Origin of the sequence: Thiocystis violacea (assembly GCF_016583575.1) — a bacterium.
GTDB lineage: Bacteria > Pseudomonadota > Gammaproteobacteria > Chromatiales > Chromatiaceae > Thiocystis > Thiocystis violacea.
The window spans coordinates 50812-68353 of the sequence record NZ_NRRG01000030.1 but is presented as its reverse complement, the minus strand read 5'-3'; the positions used below and the strand labels follow the sequence as shown (position 1 = coordinate 68353).

Here is a 17542-nt window from a genome sequence, read left to right as displayed (position 1 = left end):
CCCCCAACCCGATCCGGACTGGCGACCGGCCGCCCCGAGCGCCTTCGAGCTGGCCCTGCGGCGCCTCTCCGGCTGGCCCCGGCTGATCGTCCCCTTCCTGCTCCAGAACATCGGCTGGTTCGTCGGCGCCTTCTGTTTCGTCTCCGGGGCGCTCTTTCTGATCGCCAACACCAGCGGCTTCGTCAATGCCCTGGTAGTCTTCGCAAGTCTGGTCGGCGCGACCGCCTTTCTCCTCTGGGCCGGCTATCAATTCCGACGCAAGGGCGAGGCGCTGGTTGTCGCCAGTAGCATGCTGCTGACGCTCGGCATGCTGCTGGCCCCGCTCGACCTGGCGGTCGCCATCCGGCTGATCGACGCCAGCGGCGGCGAGGACCTTCTCCTGTTGACGAGCCTGGGCCTGACCGCGCTCACCCTGGCGGGTTTCGCCTGGGCCGCCGCCCTGAGCAGCGCCCTCATGGATCCGGCCCTGCGCGGGCGCTTCCCCTGGCTGCTGACGGCCCTGGCCGCCATGCAGCTGGCCCTGCCGCTGGCCCGCGTCGCGCCGGACTGGCCGGCGCTCGCCGCCCTGCATCTCGGGCTGCTGGCCCTGCTCGCCCTGGGGCTCGCGACCTTCTCGCGCGAGTGGCTGCGGCGGCTCTTCGTCGACCAGCGTCTGACCACCTACTTCGCCGCCGGTCTGCTGATCTATACGGCGACGGTCTCCTTCGTCCATCTCACCTGGAGTTGGCCCGCGACCCTGCCGGCCGGCTACGGTGGCCCCTTCCTGATGGCCGTCTGCGCCCTGCTCTTCCAGGTCGACGCCGCCTTCAAGGAATGGGTGAACAAGTACACCTTCCTGTCGCGATTCACGCTGGCGCTCCACGGACTCGCGGCGGTCGCGATCGCGATGGCGCTCCCGAGCACGCCGGCCATTCTTCTGACGCTCGCGATCGGCGCCCTCCTCCATGGCTGGGTGACCTGGCGTTATCGCACGGCGATCCCGCTCTATCTGCTGCTGGGCTGTCTGGCCGGACTCCACGCCTTTGGCCTCCTGGGGCGGCTGCCCCCGGCCTGGCACGAGCTGGCGAGCCTGCCCGCGCTGCTGGCGCTGGCGGCCATGGCGCGCTGGGCCGCGACGCGCTCGCGGACCATCGCCCGGCAAGCCCTGATCGGTGGGGGCGCCTTACTGATCGCGGTCACGCTCTGGAGCCTGGTCCAGGGCACGCCCGGCTGGGTCGGGATGGCCACCGGGGCCACGGCGGCGCTGCTGCTGTTCCAGACGACCCGTCTCGCCCTGAGCCTGCCCGACGCCAATCCGCGCTGGACCCTGGCGGACCTGGGCGTGGTGGCGCTGGCCTCGGCCGCCGTCGCCTACGCCCCCACCTGGGCACCCCTCGCCTGGGAGACCCGAACCGCCTTCGGGCTTTTGGGGCTGGCCGCGCTCTGGAGCGCACTCGGGCTTCTGGCGCGCTGGCCATCGACGCTCGGGCGCGCCCTCTGGATCCGGTCCGCCCAGATCAGCCTGACGCTGGCGCTGGCGCTGGGCGTGCTGGCCTATGGGTCGGCGCCGCTGGGTCATCCGCAACCCATCCTGCTGCTGGCGCTGGCCGCGTCCCTGCTGCTCTGGCTCGGACTGGGACAGCGTCGCCAGGCCCCGATTTACGGCGCGCTCCTGCTGGCCGCCGGCATCGGGGTGCTGATCAAACAGGGTTACTTCCCCGGACCCAGTAGCGGACTGAGCGAGTTCCTCGCGGTGTCGGCGCTCTGGACCTTCCTCGCCTGGCAGGGATGGCGGAATCGTCGCCGCCGCGAGATCCGCGCCCGTCTGATCGGCGCGGGGACAGGCGCGGAGGAACCGGCGCTCCTGGATCCGATCCGTGTCCCGCTGGAGCGGGCGATGGCCCTGCTCTGGACGCTTGGACTGGTCCATTTCGGCCTGCGTGTGCTCAATGACGCCGACGGGACGGCCGGGACGCTGGTCGCGCCGCTGGCGGTCCTGAGCGGGCTGCTGGTCATGGGGCACTTTCATCTCTATCACTGGACCGCCCTGCCCGTCCTGCTGGGTCTCGCCGGCCCGCTGATCGCCTTGGATCGGGCCGGCGCGGAACCGCCCTGGTTCGCCGCCGCCCTCATCCACGTCCTGCTCGCCTGGCGGGTCGGGGTCACGCTGCTGGCGAGACCGCTGGTCTGGCGGCTCGCGGAGATCGCCGGCTTCACCCAGAGCGACTGCGGCGGCGGTCGGCAAGCGGCGGAGCGGAGTCTGCGCGGACTGGCGCTGATGGTCGCTGCCCTGAGCGTCGCCGCCAGCCCGGCACTCTTCCTGCTCGGCTATCCGGCGCCCGAGCTGGTGCCGGCACTCGCCCTGAGTCTGCTGCTCTTCGTCTGGGCCAGTCGGCTTGAGAGGTCGAGGTCGCTGGCGATGGCCGCGCTCGCGACACTGACCCTGGGGGTCTGGCTGATGGCGGCCTGGTGGATGCCGGTCGATCTGATCGGGCTGGGACAACCGCTGATCAATGTCCTGCTGAGCCTGGCCCTGTCGGTCGCCGCGCTGCGATTGGGCCATCTGGAATCCGCCTCGCTGGCCTACTGGCGCGTCCCGCTGCGACAGGCCGGCGGTCTGCTCTACCTGCTGGCCCTGGCCGGCGCGCTGCTCGGGGCCTGGGTCGCGGATCCCGGCCTGCCGATCCTGCTCGTCCTGCTGGGCATCGCCCTCTTCCCGGTAACACGACCGCTCGCGGCGGGGGCCGGCTGGCGCGGGCTGACGCTCCCCCTGCTCCTCGGCGGGCTGACCCTGAGCGCCCTCTCGCGTCCGGGCTGGCCGGCCCCGGAACTCGCCCTTGGCGCCCTGATCTGGGGCTATCTGCTCTGGCTGATCGGCAACCTGATCCTGCCGCGCTGGAATCGGCGCTGGCCGGATTGGGCGGTCACGCCCTTACTCTGGCCCCTGCTGGGTCTGCCCGCCATCCTCGGCGCCGCCGCCCTGGGCTACCTGAGCGGCTCGCTGACCCTGACCACCGCCCTCGCCCTGCCAGCCGCCTACCTGCTGCTCCTGATGCGTAACAGCGGCTGGCCGGGCCTGGGCTGGATCGCCGTCGGCGCGCTGACCGCGAGCGGCGCCCTGGCGGCGGGTCTCCTGGAATGGCAACCCCTGAACCTGGCGCTCGCGCTGCTCTGGACCAATCTGCTCCTGGCGCTGTCCTGGGTCTGGCGACGGCATGGCGCGGCGCTCGCCCGCGCCCTGGGCTGGCGCCCGCACGCCCTGGAGGCCCCGCTGTACTGGATCCCCTTCGCGCTGCTGGCGGGAATCGGTCCGCTGCTGGCCCTGGAGATCCTCGGCTGGCGACTCGCCGCCCTCCCGCTGACGGAGCGCGACTGGTGGCTGACCGGCCTCGCCGCCCTGTTCGCGCTCTCCGCCGCGCATGCGCACTGGCGGCGACCGGGCCGCGCGGGGATTCATCTGCTCATTCTCGCCCTGACCCTGCTGGCCGGCGCACTCTGGCTGGATCTCGCCATCGCGTCCGACCGGCTCCCGCTGGGGCTGGCGCTCTGGAGCGCCGCGCTGCCGCTCCTGGGTCGCTTCGTCGGACGCGGTTCCCAAGTCTGGCGGGAGGCGCTCGATCCCTGGCTGATCGTCCTCCCCCTGCTCGCGCTGGCGCGGCTGTTCGTCCAGCCGGAGATCGACTGGGCGGTCGCAACCCTGACCCTGTCGATCCTGGCGGGGATGTCGCTGGCGCACGGCTGGTGGCGGGACGCCCCGGTCTGGCTGAGGGGCGGTCTCATCCTGCTGCTGGTCGCGAGCCATACCGCCTGGCTGGCCGGAGCGGACCGCGTGACCCTTGGGACACTGGCCGGACTCACGCCCTGGTATGGACTCCAGGCGCTCTTGCTCTGGCTCTTCTGGCCGATGCTCGAAGAGGCGCTGGGCCGGCGCCTGGAGCGACACACCGAAACGGCCTCGCCCGACCGGACCGGCGCGAACCGGCTCCACGAACTCCTGGGCGCGATGACGGACGCGCGACCCTGGATCCTGGTGCTGGGTCTCCTCTGGCTCGGCTGGCACGGCTGGAACCTGGTGGCGGATCGGGCCGGCTGGGGCATCGCCTCCTGGCGGTTCGGGTGGCCGACGGATGCGCTGGCGGCCGGTGCCGCCCTGCTGATCCTCATCGGCGTGGCCGGTCTCGCCGCCTGGCGCCGACCCGAGGCGTCGGGTCCGGTCTATCGGGTCGCCCTGCTCCTGGGCGTCCTGGCGATTTACGCCCGGCTGGCGGTTCTGGGGTTCTCGCCCTTCGGCGTACTCGACACCGCCGTCATCATGGCCGGCGCCTATCTCGCCTTCCTGCCCCACCGGCTCGGCGGCTCTCCAGCGTTTTACAGACTGGCTCTGCTGCTGCCCCTCCTGGCCGTGGCGACCACGCCGCCGCAACTGGCCTCGACCTGGACCGGCGGCACGCTGCTGGCCGCCGCCCTGCTCTATGTCTCGCTCGGTGCGCGCCAGCGTAATCCCTGGCCGCTCTATCTGGGCGTGCTGGCGCTCAACGGCGCCATCTATCTCTGGGCGCCGCTCTGGGCCGAACGCTACGGTCTCTGGCAGTTCCATATCGCCCCGGCGGCCCTCTCCGTGCTGGCGCTGACGCACCTGCACCGGCGCGAGCTGCGACCCAGCGTCCTGACCGGCACCCGACTCGCCGCCCTGAGTCTGCTCTATGCCGGAGCCGGGCTGGATCTCTTCCTGCGTCCCGAGCTGTTTCTCTTCGCGATCGCCCTCGGGCTCGCCCTCGGCGGCATCGTCCTCGGCATCGCCCTGCGCATCCGCGCCTTCCTCTATGGCGGCGTCGCCTTCCTGGTGCTCAACGTCATCGGCCAGCTCTTGCGTTTCTATCCGGACCAAGGCATCGGACGGGCACTTATCCTGATCGGACTCGGCGCCCTCATCACCGGCGGCATGGTCCTCTTCAACCTCAAACGCGAGGCCATTCTCCAGCGGGTGCGGATCGTGCGCGCGGATTTGGCGGACTGGGAGTAATGGAACGCCCCAACCACCGGTCTCGATCCGTCAGGAACACCGCCAGATCCAGCGGAGCCGAGCGCACCCGGCGAAAGCATGAGCGTCCGCCTCAGTCGCGGCATTCGCGCCAGCCTGGTACACGTCTAGGCTCGTAAAGGGGGTTGTTAAAGCAGAGGCATGAGTTACGATCAATCGGTGTCGCGGTCGCTGAAAGGCATCCGCGGGCCATCGAGCTTTCGTCGGATCGTGTCGAAGCCAAGGCTCCGCGCGGGAATAGCCATGTCTTCAAATCAAACCGGGGGTAACCATGACGGATTCCAGACTGAAAGCAGGGCTCTTCTGTTTGACGTCGATCCTTTGCCAACCATTGTACGGCGAGACGATCCGATTGACGGATCCCGTCTGGAAGGAAGTCCCAGGGACGAACCAAGAGACAGACGACGAGGATTTCAACGGCGCCGTGCATATCGAGATGAGCGGTCTCACCAGACGGGGCGAGATATTGGAATTCGATGTTGCCGCGCCGGACAACAGCTATAGCAGAATGGAGGTCGACTGCGCTCAACGGCGCTTTCGCACGATCCGCATGGGAGACTTTCCAAGTCAGCACAGTATCCAGTTCGTCAGGACGGAGGAGCGGTGGAAACGTCTCGACGGACCAAACGGCAACGCAACCGTCAAGCGGATCGTCAGCTTTATCTGTCGCCGCTAGACCGATTCGCCAAACCCCTTCTAGACAAGACATGGCCAGTGCTTGAGGTAATACTTCTGCTCTTTCAGAGTTCAAGTACCAGGTTTTACCCGAACCAGAGGCACAACATGGACAGAACCTTTCATGGATCCGCGGCGGCCATGGTCGCAATGGGTTTATTCTTGCTGCTGTCCATGGCCACGGCCGTCTTTCTGTATCGGACCGAGGGATGGACGCTCATGACCTTCGGTACCATCTCTCTGGTCCTCATGGCCGTCGCGGGCTTCGTGGATACCCTGACGGCCCGTGTCGTCCTCGAACCCGAATCCATCGTCATCGTTCGCAATCTGATCCGTCGGGAGTATGCTCGCATGGCATTCGTCAAGGCGTCCTGGTCAAAGGGGGAGTCAGCGGCTTTACTCACCAGGGATGGAGAGTGGGTCAAGCTTCCTGACGTTGCCGCCGGAGGACCATCCATGGCGAATGCCCTGCGCGCCTGGATGGCCAAGTAAACGCCAGCGTATTTCATTTATAGGCTGAAGCGGCTTTTTGACCGAGCACCCATGGACGCCGTTCAATGGTGCGCCAACCAGGATAGAGTCGGATACGATCGCGAGCCGTGGCACCCAACCTCTAGCAAAGGAATAAGCCGATGAGCATGAATCTTTTTTTCCAATCGTTTCCCCAGGACGACATCGATGCCATGAAGCAGGACAATGGCCTGATTGACGAATGGGTCTGGAGTAATCCTCGATGCTCGACCTCGACCGATGTCGAAACCGCCTGGGATGTATTGAGGACGATACTGGATGGCGCGGGATTCCGAGCGGGCGAGTTTATCGATGACGTCCTATCCAATGGTTGTGAGCTGATCTCGGCGGAACAGGTCCAGGAACAGGCGAAAGAACTCTCCAACTGGACACAGGAGAAGGTATTGGAGGGTTTGAGAAACCTGGATAAGGACGCGGAAGCCTACCACCTGGAAGTTTATATAGATGATGAGGAAGATCTCTTGGGTCAGTTCGACAAGCTGCGGACTTTCTTCAGTGAAGCGGCGGAACAGGAGTTAGGCGCGCTCCTATACGTGGCCTAAAGCGACGAGACACGATAGCGAGGCGTAGTGCCAGCGATCCGAACAGTCGCCAGGCGGAACCATAAGGCGACATCCGGGACGAAACCGCGCAAGTGGGGCGAACCACGGTTCGCGGTTATCGTCGGTTTAACTGATCCTCTGAGGCGCTTTTCACTTTTCCGGTCTAATATGTTTGCTTTTTTTAAGAAGTTCTCTGCCTGATTGACTTATTTCCCATACCCCGCGAGGGCTGTTGTTTAATAGCAGGCCGTCTTTTACCAACGAATTTCTTGCCCATTGAGCTGTGCTTCGCCAACGCGGCATTTGTGGGTCAGAGGACAAGGGCTCATTGTCTACATCCCGTAGAATATTTCTCATTTTATTGAAAACATAATCGAGAACATCTGTCATTTGGGCAGAGCCACCAAAATTTTCGAGTGCTTCTAGAATTGGTTGATAATAAGCATTCTCTCGAGTCCTGAGCCCACGACGCAAACGACCTAAATTACGCCGCTCATTGTGAGTATCAGTGGGTTTCGGTTGTTCTTTTTCGGCAAAGCTTGATTGCCATTCACGATAGAGTGAATTTACTTTAGCGCGAAATTCAGTTACATTTGAAACACGATCCAAAATCTCTTTGGCCTTTTCATAATTTCGGTCTTCAAATGCACCTGATCCGATCTGGCTGAGGCATTCGATTTCGGTCTCAATTTCTTCTAGCAGCATATCAAAAGCCGCTTCAACATTTATTGAATTGCTGTCATTCATTATGAATATGATTTATCAGCCATTATTCGCCTCACGCCCCGGCGCACTAGATAGCGATCCCATCGGAACCGAATGTTAGGCATTTAACACCCCTCTCTCCAGTAAAGCAATTCGCAATAGGTTCTTCGCTTTATCGAAAAGAAGCTTGTTGGAATGTGCATTCAACCAACGAGCACTCCCAGATGTATGTGGAAAAAACACGACTATGCGCTTTCCCCATCCCTCAGTTTTGCCTACGTAGTTTTCGAGACGAGGAGCAGGTACATGCTGGCCTGACATTTCTAAATATGCTTTTAGAGCCGTACTGCCGAGGGTGATAATGATCGACGGATCAGCTAGATCTACCTGCCGCTTTAGAAAGAGTCGGCAATTATTGACCATTGTTGCTGGAGGTTGTCGATCTTCGCATTTCGAAGAAGGGTCGTTAGCCTTCCGGTGTTTTCTACCCGGAAAGCATTTCGCAACTGCGGAAGAGAATACATAACGATCAAATTCGTGAACTCCTAGCTTCGAAAGCTCACCCCTAATTCCCTTACCCGCTTGTCCTTGGAAGGGCCTCCCAGTTCGGTATTCCGTGAGCCCAGGAGTTTGCCCAATAACCATTAGCGGCTTTTTACTAATTCCAGAAACAATCGGCTTGGGTATAATAATTTCGTCCGACTCACATGGGTCGACGTGAAACTTACTCAGAATACTCGCGCATTTTTTGCACGACCCAAGCTCGACATCAAACTGTTTGAATGGATCCATAGCTTGGCTCTCTACTTCCTATGCCCGATGCCTAACCATTGATGATCAGGGCCACCCAGCCTTGATAAGCTGATATTACACGATGTTTCGGGCGATCTTGCCCGATTTTGGGGTCTTCGTCCACTATTAGGGTACGCACGCCCTGATAACCTGATAATTTCGGCCATTTCTGGCAAATGCGCCTGATAACCCCGGCATGTAGGGCCTTATCAGGGCATAAGCACCCTGATAAGTGGATAATAGAACGTACTTATTGGCCGTCGCTACAGCCGTCGCCGGGGCGGACCCGGAGGCTGGTGGATACTGGTCGAACCCGAGGTGCATTTCGTGCGCGACCGGGAGGTGGCGGTCCCCGATCTGGCCGGCTAGCGCCGCGAGCGAATGCCCAGGATCCCCGAGGGCCATCGCTTCGAGGTCGTACCGGACTGTATCCGCGAGATCCTCTCGCCCTCCACTGCCAGCAAGGACCGCGAGATCAAGCGACCGCTCCAGGCCCGGCATGGCCTGGCCCATGTCTGGCTGGTCGATCCGGCCAAGCGCACCCTGAAGGTCCATGCGCTGGGAAACGGGGCTTGGCGGCTTGTGCTCCAGGCTAGCGGCAACGAACAGACCCAGGCTCCACCCTTCGTCGAATTTACCCTGGAACTCGAATCCCTGTGGCTCTAGAACGGCGTCGCCCGCGACTGACGATCCCGCCGCCAGATCGAGCGCCTCGCGCGGCACTGGAGCGCCGCACCCTCGACGGCGAAGCCGCCACGCCCGACGAGCGACGGCTGATCCTGGATGCCATGGACTCGGCGACCAACAGCCTCGCCCTGGGCGAATCGAACCGCGAGGAGATCCTGATTGCGCGGCGCATCCCGCTGGTCCGCGAGTCGATCAGGATGTTTGCCCTGATGAACGACCAGCGCCGCTACCTCGGAAAGGCCGTGTCCCCGTTTGGGTCTACCCCCAACCGGCTGGTCCCCACCTTGTCGTGGCCTGTATCATAAGCGCGACGGGGTCGGCCTCGAACCATTCATCAGCACTGGCTGCCCCCGATCAATCCGGCCCACAATCCAGAGGTATCCCATGAAAGCTCCGTTCCGTCGCGCCATCCTCGTGTCCTTACTGTTGCCACTCGGCAGTGCGGCCGAGCCGCTCGATGGCGCCTTAATCTACACCGGCAAGACCTGCGCCACCTGTCACGGCCAGGACGGCGATACCCCGACCATGACGGACTATCCGCGCCTGGCTGGGCAGAGCGCCGACTATGCCTATATCCAGATGCTCGACATCAAGAATGGAGTGCGCAACAACGGCAAGAGCGAGGGCATGCGCCCGGTGATGAACGTGGTGAGTGAAGCGGAGATGCGGGCCATCGCCGACTGGCTCGCGACGCTCAAATGACCGTGCGCGAGCGCGGACGAACAGAAGCCACGCCGGCCAGTGCCCTCTTGGCCGAAGCCGCCCTTGGTGACACGACTGTTCACGGCCGTTCCGACCGAACCTGTTGAAATCCAGGCGATCCTAGGCGATCAGGCGACACTCGAACTGGCCGGCGCGGCGACGATGCCGGGATCCTGACGCCCTCCAGTCGTGTCTTAACCGACCGAACCGGGGTGCGATCGACAGGCGACCTCTCGCTCCTTGATGGGAAACCCCTCCGGTGGCCTGACCCTGTTCCTGGCCGCGCTCGGCGCGGGTTCGCCGCGGCCGTTGCGATCGGAAGCCCTGTTGGTCGGAGATGTTCCTCTTCGCGGTCGCCCTCGCCAGCATCGTCCTCGGCGTCGCCTTTCTGGTGCTCGACGTCATCGGCCAGCTCTTCCGCTTCTATCCGGACCAAGGCATCGGACAGGCACTCATCCTGATCGGACTCGGCGCCCTCATCACCGGCGGCATGGTCCTGTTCAACCTCAAACGCGAAGCCATTCTCCAACGGGTGCGGATCATGCGCGCGGATCTGGCGGAGTGGGAGTAAGGCGATTTCCGGGAACGTCCGTACCCGACCGAAAGCTCCGGAAATGGACAGGATTAACAGGATTCTTCAAGATTTACAGCTTTACAAACAAAGCGTTATAAATCCTGTCAATCCTGCGAAATCCTGTTAATCCTATCTATGACCGGGCGGATCACGGGTCGGCCCGGAGACCGGGCGACCTGTCACATCGGCCGGGAAGCCGAGCCAATCCGCCTTTTTTGAGTCGCGTTGACACCTTGACAGCCCTGCGTAGAATACCGGATGGGCAGTGCCAGAATTAATAAAACTTTGTTTTTATTATGCCTTCAAGGTGATTTGATATTTGATCAGATTGTCCGGGCGGTTCGGAGACGACCGACGGTGCGGTCACGATCGAGGGCGCCGCATGGATTTCGCGTGAACCTAGGTTATTTCAATCAGAAAGAAGCTATCAACTCTCGACTTTGGCCATTTTTGCAGCACTCCAGCGGGGTAAGTGCCTGAAAAATCGTGAGGGCAGAAAATTAGAGGCGGTCGGGAGGCCCGAAACGACGGAGTTGGACCCCTCGCTAATTTCTGAGCACATCACAAGCCGTTGATTTTAAATGACCTAATGTCCGCTAAAAGGCTCTTTGGGATCTCAGTAGGTCGACGTAGTTATGAATTACATCATGTTACGGCTGACAGAAGGGCGTCATAGCGTCGCATACCAAGCCACATTAGCAGGCTCTGGAGCGATTCCTTGCTCTGCCGAAACTTCAAATCAATGACTTACGCTACTTTCAAGCGCTGTTATAGAGCCGTTTTCTTTTTTCCAGAACGCTCTATCATGCTGTTTTTAAAGAAATACGCCACCTACTGAATTCCCAGAGAGCCCGCTAAAAATGGCCAAAGTCGAGTCAACTGTTCCTTAATTATTTTCTATAACTGACCATAATTGCTTCTATGAGCAAGACTTACCGCATCAACGTCACGCGCACCCTGCACGCTGATGTCCCGCCTGAACTCACGCCGATCTGTCAGGCGATGGGCTATCTGCGCGGGGACATCTGGCGACGCTACGGTGCGCTCGGTAACGTCGGACGCTCCGCCCTGGACATCCGCAAGGACATCGTTGCTCGGAATCTGTACGGGCCGCTGCCGGTCGACGGGACGATTCGCAACGAAACGACCAAGGATGTCGTCAACGATATTCTGACCTACAAGGCCGCCGCCAAGCTCAAGGTTCGGCAGGCCATCGCCGCCCGCACGACCGACCCGATCGAGCGTAAGCGGCTCTACACCCGGCTCAAAAACGATCAATGGCTGGACGATCCCTTTCTGCACCGCCAGATGCGCGCGCACTTTCGACATGGCGTCAGTCACACCGCCAATCAGTTCATCGTGCGCTCCGACAAGCACGCGTCGGCGATCGTGGACGGGCGGCTGGTCATCACGATCCGGATCGCCAAACAGTACGGCATGGACATTCGCTTGATCACGACCAGCAACGGAAAACACGTCGATCTCACCGGCTGCAATCTGCGCATTTGCGTGAAGGACGGCTTCACCGAGATCCACTATGCCACCGACAAGGGCGCCGGGCGTCCGCACGGTGAGCAGGCGCTCGGGGTCGATAAGGGTTACACCGAGGCGTTCACCGATTCCGACGGCGAGGCGCATGGCACAGCCTTCGGCGCCGTGCTCACCGACTACAGCGACGCAGCCGCCAAGACCGGCAGGCCGCGCAACCAACTCCATGCGCTGGAGAAGAAGCACCGCGCCGCCGGGCGCATCGCCAAGGCCGACCGGATCCGCCGCGGCAACCTGGGGCGCAAAAAGATCGACGCGCGCCGGTCGCGCGCGAAAAAGCGCCTGCGCACGATCGCCTATCAATCCGCGCACTCCATCGTGGACAAGGCGGCGCTGGTGGTCTCCGAAGATTTAACCTCGCCCATGGCCAGCCAGGTGCCATGGAAGCGATACAACCGACGCATGAGTGGATGGGCGAAAGGCGTGTTAGCCGAAGCCCTCGACTCGGTGTGCGAGCAGCGTGACGCCAAGCATGTCTTGGTGAATGGTGCCTATACGTCGCAAATGGACTCGACCACCGGGTTGCTGCAAGGCAAGCGCGTTGGCGATAAGTTTTACCGGGTGACCGGGGACGTTCTTCAGGCGGACCACAACGCGGCTCTGAACGTGCTGGCGCGCCTCGCCGATCCCGAGATCAAACGATTCACGCCGTATCGGGACGTGAAGCGGCGGCTACTGGCACGTTCTCCGGCGCCACTGAGCGTCAAGAGGCTTGAGTTGGGCGATCCGTCGCGTCAACCAAGTGCGGATAAGTCCATTGAGCAAGTTTGCTCAAGATAAATGGAACAGCATTAAATGCCAAACACCATTCGTTTTTCGCGCACATTGATCCCACGCGCATCGATCGCCCGCGCACTGATCGCCGCGGCGACGGGCGCGGTCGTCCTGGCCGGCTGTTCGAGCATGCAGGCCACGCCCATGATGCCGACCTATCCGGCACAGATCGGCGGCCGGGGCGGAGTCTCGGTGGAGGGGGACAGCATCTGCCGTCAACAGGCCTATCAGGCGGCGGAAAAGGCCAAGCAGGATAACGTGAACAAGGAGATCGCTTTCACCGCGATCGGCACCATCGCCGGGGCCGTGATCGGCAATCAGGTGAGCGTTCCCAGCGGTGGCCCAAGGGGGCCGAGAGGTCCGGGTGGTCCTGGTGGTCCAGGTGGCCATCGTGGACCAGGCGGTCCCGGTGGTCCAGGCGGCCGGCCAGGCAGTCACGACCTGGCGGAGGCTGGCGCGCTCGCGGGCGCCGCCACGGGCGCGGCCATGAGTCAGAGCACGTTGCAGGATACTCAGCAGACCTTCGACATCTATTACAACAACTGCATCGAGCGTTATCGTTCCAACGGTTACTGATCGGAGGTTCCTGGCCGATCGTCCCGCCCCTGGTATCCCCGTGGCACCGCGCCTATCCGACGCGCGGGCCACGGGGATTTCGCTTCCAAGGTGGCGTTCGAGGATCATCAAGCCCAGGATGATTGGCTACCGGTTCGCGATAGGTGACGGCGCGCACGATTGATTCCGACCGATGGGCGGCACCCCCGCGCATCCTCGGCAAACGACTCCAGGCTCACGGCCGCGGATCGGGCGAGCCGGGCAACAGCGGTGGAACCTCGCACCATGGATAAGATCGATTCATTTCAAACCCAATTCGCCGACCCGGACAGCCTCTTTCTGGAGGTCAATGGCTTTCGGATCCATTACAAGCGTCGCGGATCCGGCCCGACCTTGATCCTCTTGCTGCACGGCAGCTTTCTGAGCCTCAAATCCTGGAGCCAGGTCGTCGAGGCGCTGGCAGGGCAAGCGACGGTCGTGGCCTTCGATCGGCCGGTGTGCGGTCTGACCTCGCGCCCGCTGTCCAGCGGGCGCGGTCCCTCGCCCTACAGCGCCGAGTCGCAGAGCGATCTGGTCGCCACGCTGATTCCCGCCCTGGGTTTCGAGCGCGCCGTCCTGGTCGGCCACTCGACCGGCGGGACCGTCTCGCTCATGACCGCCCTGCGTCATCCGGAGCGGGTGCAAGGGCTGGTTCTGGTCGGGGCGATGATCTATAGCGGCTATGCGACCAGCCAGGTGCCCGCGCCCATGCTGGCGGTGATGAAGGCCCTGAAACCGGCCTTCACACGCTTGATGGGATTCATGATCAAGCGGCTCTACGAGCCGGCCATTCGGAAGTTCTGGTATCGCCAGGAATGCCTCTCCGACGCGAAGATCGCCGAACTCAAGCGCGATTTCATGCACGGTCCCTGGGACAAGGCCTTTTTTGAACTGTTTCTCGCGTCCCACAAACTGGATCTGGACGGCCGTCTGGGCGGATTGAGCCTGCCCACGCTGGTCGTGACGGGCGAGCACGACCGGGCCGTCAAGCCCGAGGAGAGCCGGCGGCTGGCGCAAGCCATCCCTGGCGCCGCGTTGCGGGTCATCCCCGATGCCGGCCATCTGCCGCACGAAGAGAGACCCGAGGCGTTCCTGGCGGAGACGCGCGACTTCCTGAACCAGTTCGGACGAGGGCTCTGAAATGTCCGCGCGCGGTCAACCCCGGCGACCGGATTCGCGATGAAGCTGAGCCGTCTATCGGCCGTCTTCTCGGTCACCCTGCTCTTGATGCTGGGGGCCAACGGGGTTTTCACGCTGCTGGTGTGGAATTCGCACGTACTGCTGAACGCGGCCCAGGACCATCGCCAGCGCGCCTTGGTGCTGGTGCAGGCGCTCAGACAGGAGACCGAACTGCTCGGGCGCCTAGTCGGACTCTACGCCAACTCCGGCGAGCCTCGGTTCCTGCTCTACTACTACGACATCCTGGGCATCCGCGAGGGTGAGAAGCCGGCGCTCGCGCACCCCCACCCCACCATCTACTGGGAGCAGGTCATCGCGGGCGATGTCGAACATCGACTCGCGGACACGGGCCAGCGCCAATCGCTCCAGGAGCGGATGCGTTCGCTCGGATTCAAGGATGCCGAACTGGCGGCGCTCGAACGGGTGCTGGAGGCGAACGAGGCCCTGAAGGAGGTCGACCAGATCGCCTTCGCCGCGACCCAGGGACTCTATGACCCGACCAGCCAGGAGTTCGTCTCCGATGGCCGGCCCAACCGGGTCTACGCCAGGGAGCTGATCGACAGCCGCGATTACAACCGTCTGCGGTTGCGGCTGTCCGAGGCGATCGAGGAACCGCTGACCCTGGTCGACCAGCGCACCGGCGCCGAGCTGATGTCCGCGCGCGGGAGGCTGCAAGCCTGGATCTGGGCCTCCGCGCTGGGATTCCTGCTCATGGTCCTGCTGGTGGGCGTCGGCATCCGCGCCCTCGCCCGCAACGTCCTGCGTCCGGTGGAACGGCTGCGCTCCGCCGCTGGACTGCTGGCCGAGGGACGGTACGACGCCCGCGCCGGACGTCTGGATGGGGTGGAGGAACTGGAGGTATTGGGAGCCATCCTGGACGACATGGCGAAGGCCGTCGCGGCGGACATCGAGCAGCGGGAAGCGGTCCAGCGGGAGCTGGAACAGGCCCGTCAGAGGGCCGAGGCCGCGACGCTCGCCAAGAGCCGCTTCCTGGCCAACATGAGCCATGAGATCCGCACCCCCATGAACGCCGTGATCGGGATGATCCACCTGGCGCTCGACACCCAGCTCGACCGAGCGCGACGGGATTATCTCTCCAAGGCCCAGTCCGCCGCCCAGTCACTGCTCGGCATCCTCAACGACATCCTCGATTTCTCCAAGGTCGAGGCTGGCCGGATGGAGCTTGAACGGGTTCCGTTTCACCTGGAGCATGTTCTCGGCGAGGCCCTGCTGATGGTCCAGCAGCGCGCCCAGGAACAAGGCATCGAGTTGCTGTTCGACGCGCGCGGACTCGGGATGGCGGGCGATGGCGGTGAACTGCTCGGCGATTCGCTGCGTCTGCGCCAGATCCTCGTCAACCTGCTCTCGAACGCCGTTAAATTCACCCACGCCGGCCATGTCCGGCTGACGCTGGAGGTGGTCGAGGACTATGATCGGGAAACGCGACTGCGGTTCGCCGTGGAGGACACAGGGATCGGTATGAGCCAGGAGCAACTCGCCAGGCTCTTCGAGGAATTCTCCCAGGCGGATGGTTCCACGACCCGTAAATATGGCGGCACCGGGCTCGGGCTGGTCATCTCCAAGCGCCTGGTGGAGATCATGGGCGGCCGGCTCGAGGTCGTCAGCACGCCCGGCCAGGGTTCGATCTTCGCGTTCACGGTCGGCTTCGCGCGCGTTTCGGAGTCGAGCGGATCGGCTCGAATTCCGCCCGAGGTCGCGGAGCTGCGGGCGCTCGTGGTGGACGACTACCCACAGGCACGGTCGGTCGCGACGACACTGCTGCGGCATTGCGGCGTGCGCCGCGTCGATGAGGCCGAGGGCGGCGACGAGGCGCTTGAGCGGATCGTCGCGGCTTGGTCGACGGGTGACCCCTACGAGCTGCTGATCCTGGATTGGGTGATGCCTGGCCTGGACGCGGAAGCCGTGCTGAAAGCGCTGGGCGAGCGCCGGATTCCGGCGCCCCGGCACACCCTCATCGTCTCGGCCTACGACCTCGCGGCGATCGGCGAGCCGGCCGCGCGACTCGGAGCGACCGGGTTCATCGGCAAACCACTCATGCCGTGCCTCCTGCGCGAGCGACTGAGACATCTCGGCGAGGCGCCGGCGCTGGAGGCCACGAGACCGCTCGACAGGCCGGTGGGATTGCTGCGCGGCATGCGAATCCTGCTGGTGGAAGACAACCCGCTGAATCGGCAGATCGCCGTCGAGCTGCTCAGGAAACAGGGCGCGCTCATCGATGTCGCCGTCAATGGCGAGGAAGCCCTCGCCCGGCTCTCGGAGCATCCGGCGAACCATTACGCGGCCGTCCTCATGGATCTTCAGATGCCCGTGCTCGACGGCTACGAGGCGACCACCCGACTGCGCTCGCAAAACCGTTACGCGGACCTGCCGATCATCGCCATGACCGCGCACGCCATGGCCGAGGAGCGTCAGCGCGGGCTGGATATGGGCATGCAGGGTTATCTGGCCAAACCCTTCGAGCCGAGCGAACTCTTCGCCATGCTCGCCGCCTATCGCCCAACCGTCGCGGACGATGAGATCCCAGCCCCGGAATCCGCGCCCATCACCCAGGAGCCGCCCGACACGCTGCCGGACATCCCCGGCCTGGACATCCAGGAGGGCCTGATGCGCACGGGTGACGACCCGGTCTTCTATCGAACGCTGCTGGGCCAGTTCCATCGTCAATACCGGGATATCACGACGACACTCCAGGCCGCCCTGGACAGTGGCGACTGGCCAGGGACGCTTCGCCAGGCCCACACCCTCAAGGGCCTGGCGGGCACCCTGGGAATGGTCGAGATCGCCATTGCCGCCTGCGCGCTTGAAAAGGCCGCGAAATCACGCGATCCCGGAACATTTGGACGACTCACGACATTGATCGAGCATCTGAATCCGGTGCTGGACCGGCTGCCTGGTCTCGCCACCGCGCCGGCCCGTTCCGAATCGACGGACGTCCCCTCCCAGTCCGGCTCGCCCCCCGCCGATGTAGCGACGGAGTTCAAGCGCTTGATGGAGCTACTGGCGGAGGGCGATATCGAGGCGACGGATCTCTGGAGACAGCATGCCGAAAGCTTCAGCCGGGTTCTGTCATTCTCCACCCGGCAACGGGTCAAGCACGCCCTGGACGGCTTCGACTTCGACAGCGCGCTCGCGATGCTCGAGAACGAGGCGGACATCACGGTGAAACTGGCCGACGATTGAGACAATAACGATGCGGAC

The 17542-nt window shown here is 63.4% G+C and carries 13 protein-coding genes and 1 pseudogene; 12 read left to right on the top strand and 2 right to left on the bottom strand.

Features of this window, described 5'->3' with window-relative positions:
* From CKO27_RS14700 to CKO27_RS14685, 4 genes and pseudogenes are all read left to right on the top strand, one after another.
* Window positions 1-5002, top strand: a pseudogene (locus tag CKO27_RS14700) (hypothetical protein); the annotation flags it as partial.
* A 289-nt stretch (window positions 5003-5291) separates the two neighbouring features.
* Window positions 5292-5696, top strand: coding sequence for a hypothetical protein (locus CKO27_RS14695; protein WP_207280832.1), 405 nt, complete (start codon window positions 5292-5294; stop codon window positions 5694-5696).
* 149 nt (window positions 5697-5845) lie between these two features.
* Window positions 5846-6187 carry a hypothetical protein gene (locus CKO27_RS14690; RefSeq protein WP_207280830.1) on the top strand — a complete coding sequence of 114 codons (342 nt, stop codon included), beginning with the start codon at window positions 5846-5848 and terminating at the stop codon, window positions 6185-6187.
* 140 nt (window positions 6188-6327) lie between these two features.
* Window positions 6328-6768: a DUF1877 family protein gene (locus CKO27_RS14685; protein ID WP_242470926.1), complete on the top strand. Its 441-nt coding sequence runs from the start codon at window positions 6328-6330 to the stop codon at window positions 6766-6768.
* A gap of 150 nt (window positions 6769-6918) precedes the next feature.
* Here the strand turns inward: CKO27_RS14685 and CKO27_RS14680 are convergent, their stop codons facing one another.
* On the bottom strand, window positions 6919-7515 hold the full coding sequence (locus CKO27_RS14680; RefSeq protein WP_200375649.1) for a winged helix-turn-helix domain-containing protein: 597 nt from the start codon (window positions 7513-7515) through the stop codon (window positions 6919-6921).
* Window positions 7516-7590: 75 nt separating this feature from the next.
* A complete protein-coding gene (locus tag CKO27_RS25310) occupies window positions 7591-8118 on the bottom strand; it encodes a uracil-DNA glycosylase family protein (protein WP_420825836.1) in 528 nt (175 codons plus the stop codon).
* 528 nt (window positions 8119-8646) lie between these two features.
* On the opposite strand from CKO27_RS25310, the gene CKO27_RS14670 reads away from it, so the two are divergent.
* The 8 genes from CKO27_RS14670 to CKO27_RS14635 all read left to right on the top strand — a co-directional run bounded on the left by CKO27_RS14670 (window position 8647) and on the right by CKO27_RS14635 (window position 17524).
* A complete protein-coding gene (locus CKO27_RS14670) occupies window positions 8647-8931 on the top strand; it encodes a Uma2 family endonuclease (protein WP_242470925.1) in 285 nt (94 codons plus the stop codon).
* Window positions 8922-9257, top strand: coding sequence for a hypothetical protein (locus CKO27_RS14665; protein WP_200375647.1), 336 nt, complete (start codon window positions 8922-8924; stop codon window positions 9255-9257). Before CKO27_RS14670 ends, CKO27_RS14665 begins: the two co-directional genes overlap by 10 nt.
* A gap of 79 nt (window positions 9258-9336) precedes the next feature.
* Complete coding sequence (locus CKO27_RS14660; RefSeq protein ID WP_200375646.1) at window positions 9337-9654, top strand: c-type cytochrome; 318 nt, start codon at window positions 9337-9339, stop codon at window positions 9652-9654.
* A 337-nt stretch (window positions 9655-9991) separates the two neighbouring features.
* Entirely contained in the window at window positions 9992-10225 is a 234-nt protein-coding gene (locus CKO27_RS14655; RefSeq protein ID WP_200375645.1) for a hypothetical protein, read from the top strand.
* Between the two features lie 924 nt (window positions 10226-11149).
* Window positions 11150-12556, top strand: a complete 1407-nt coding sequence (locus tag CKO27_RS14650; RefSeq protein ID WP_207280829.1) for a transposase — start codon at window positions 11150-11152, stop codon at window positions 12554-12556.
* A gap of 15 nt (window positions 12557-12571) precedes the next feature.
* Window positions 12572-13126, top strand: coding sequence for a hypothetical protein (locus CKO27_RS14645; protein WP_200375644.1), 555 nt, complete (start codon window positions 12572-12574; stop codon window positions 13124-13126).
* 264 nt (window positions 13127-13390) lie between these two features.
* Window positions 13391-14284 (top strand): alpha/beta fold hydrolase, encoded by an 894-nt coding sequence (locus CKO27_RS14640; protein WP_200375643.1) that lies wholly within the window; start codon window positions 13391-13393, stop codon window positions 14282-14284.
* Window positions 14285-14323: 39 nt separating this feature from the next.
* On the top strand, window positions 14324-17524 hold the full coding sequence (locus CKO27_RS14635) for a hybrid sensor histidine kinase/response regulator (RefSeq protein WP_200375642.1): 3201 nt from the start codon (window positions 14324-14326) through the stop codon (window positions 17522-17524).
* Window positions 17525-17542: the final 18 nt, after the last annotated feature.

Bases quoted from the DNA above. Each gene is read 5' to 3' on its own strand.
- CKO27_RS14645 (WP_200375644.1), top strand. From the start codon at position 12,572: ATGCCAAACACCATTCGTTTTTCGCGCACATTGATCCCACGCGCATCG.
- CKO27_RS14660 (WP_200375646.1), top strand. From the start codon at position 9,337: ATGAAAGCTCCGTTCCGTCGCGCCATCCTCGTGTCCTTACTGTTGCCA.
- CKO27_RS14655 (WP_200375645.1), top strand. From the start codon at position 9,992: ATGTTCCTCTTCGCGGTCGCCCTCGCCAGCATCGTCCTCGGCGTCGCC.
- CKO27_RS14685 (WP_242470926.1), top strand. From the start codon at position 6,328: ATGAGCATGAATCTTTTTTTCCAATCGTTTCCCCAGGACGACATCGAT.
- CKO27_RS14680 (WP_200375649.1), bottom strand. From the start codon at position 7,515: ATGAATGACAGCAATTCAATAAATGTTGAAGCGGCTTTTGATATGCTG.
- CKO27_RS14695 (WP_207280832.1), top strand. From the start codon at position 5,292: ATGACGGATTCCAGACTGAAAGCAGGGCTCTTCTGTTTGACGTCGATC.
- CKO27_RS14670 (WP_242470925.1), top strand. From the start codon at position 8,647: ATGCCCAGGATCCCCGAGGGCCATCGCTTCGAGGTCGTACCGGACTGT.
- CKO27_RS14650 (WP_207280829.1), top strand. From the start codon at position 11,150: ATGAGCAAGACTTACCGCATCAACGTCACGCGCACCCTGCACGCTGAT.
- CKO27_RS14635 (WP_200375642.1), top strand. From the start codon at position 14,324: ATGAAGCTGAGCCGTCTATCGGCCGTCTTCTCGGTCACCCTGCTCTTG.
- CKO27_RS14690 (WP_207280830.1), top strand. From the start codon at position 5,846: ATGGGTTTATTCTTGCTGCTGTCCATGGCCACGGCCGTCTTTCTGTAT.
- CKO27_RS14640 (WP_200375643.1), top strand. From the start codon at position 13,391: ATGGATAAGATCGATTCATTTCAAACCCAATTCGCCGACCCGGACAGC.
- CKO27_RS25310 (WP_420825836.1), bottom strand. From the start codon at position 8,118: ATGGTTATTGGGCAAACTCCTGGGCTCACGGAATACCGAACTGGGAGG.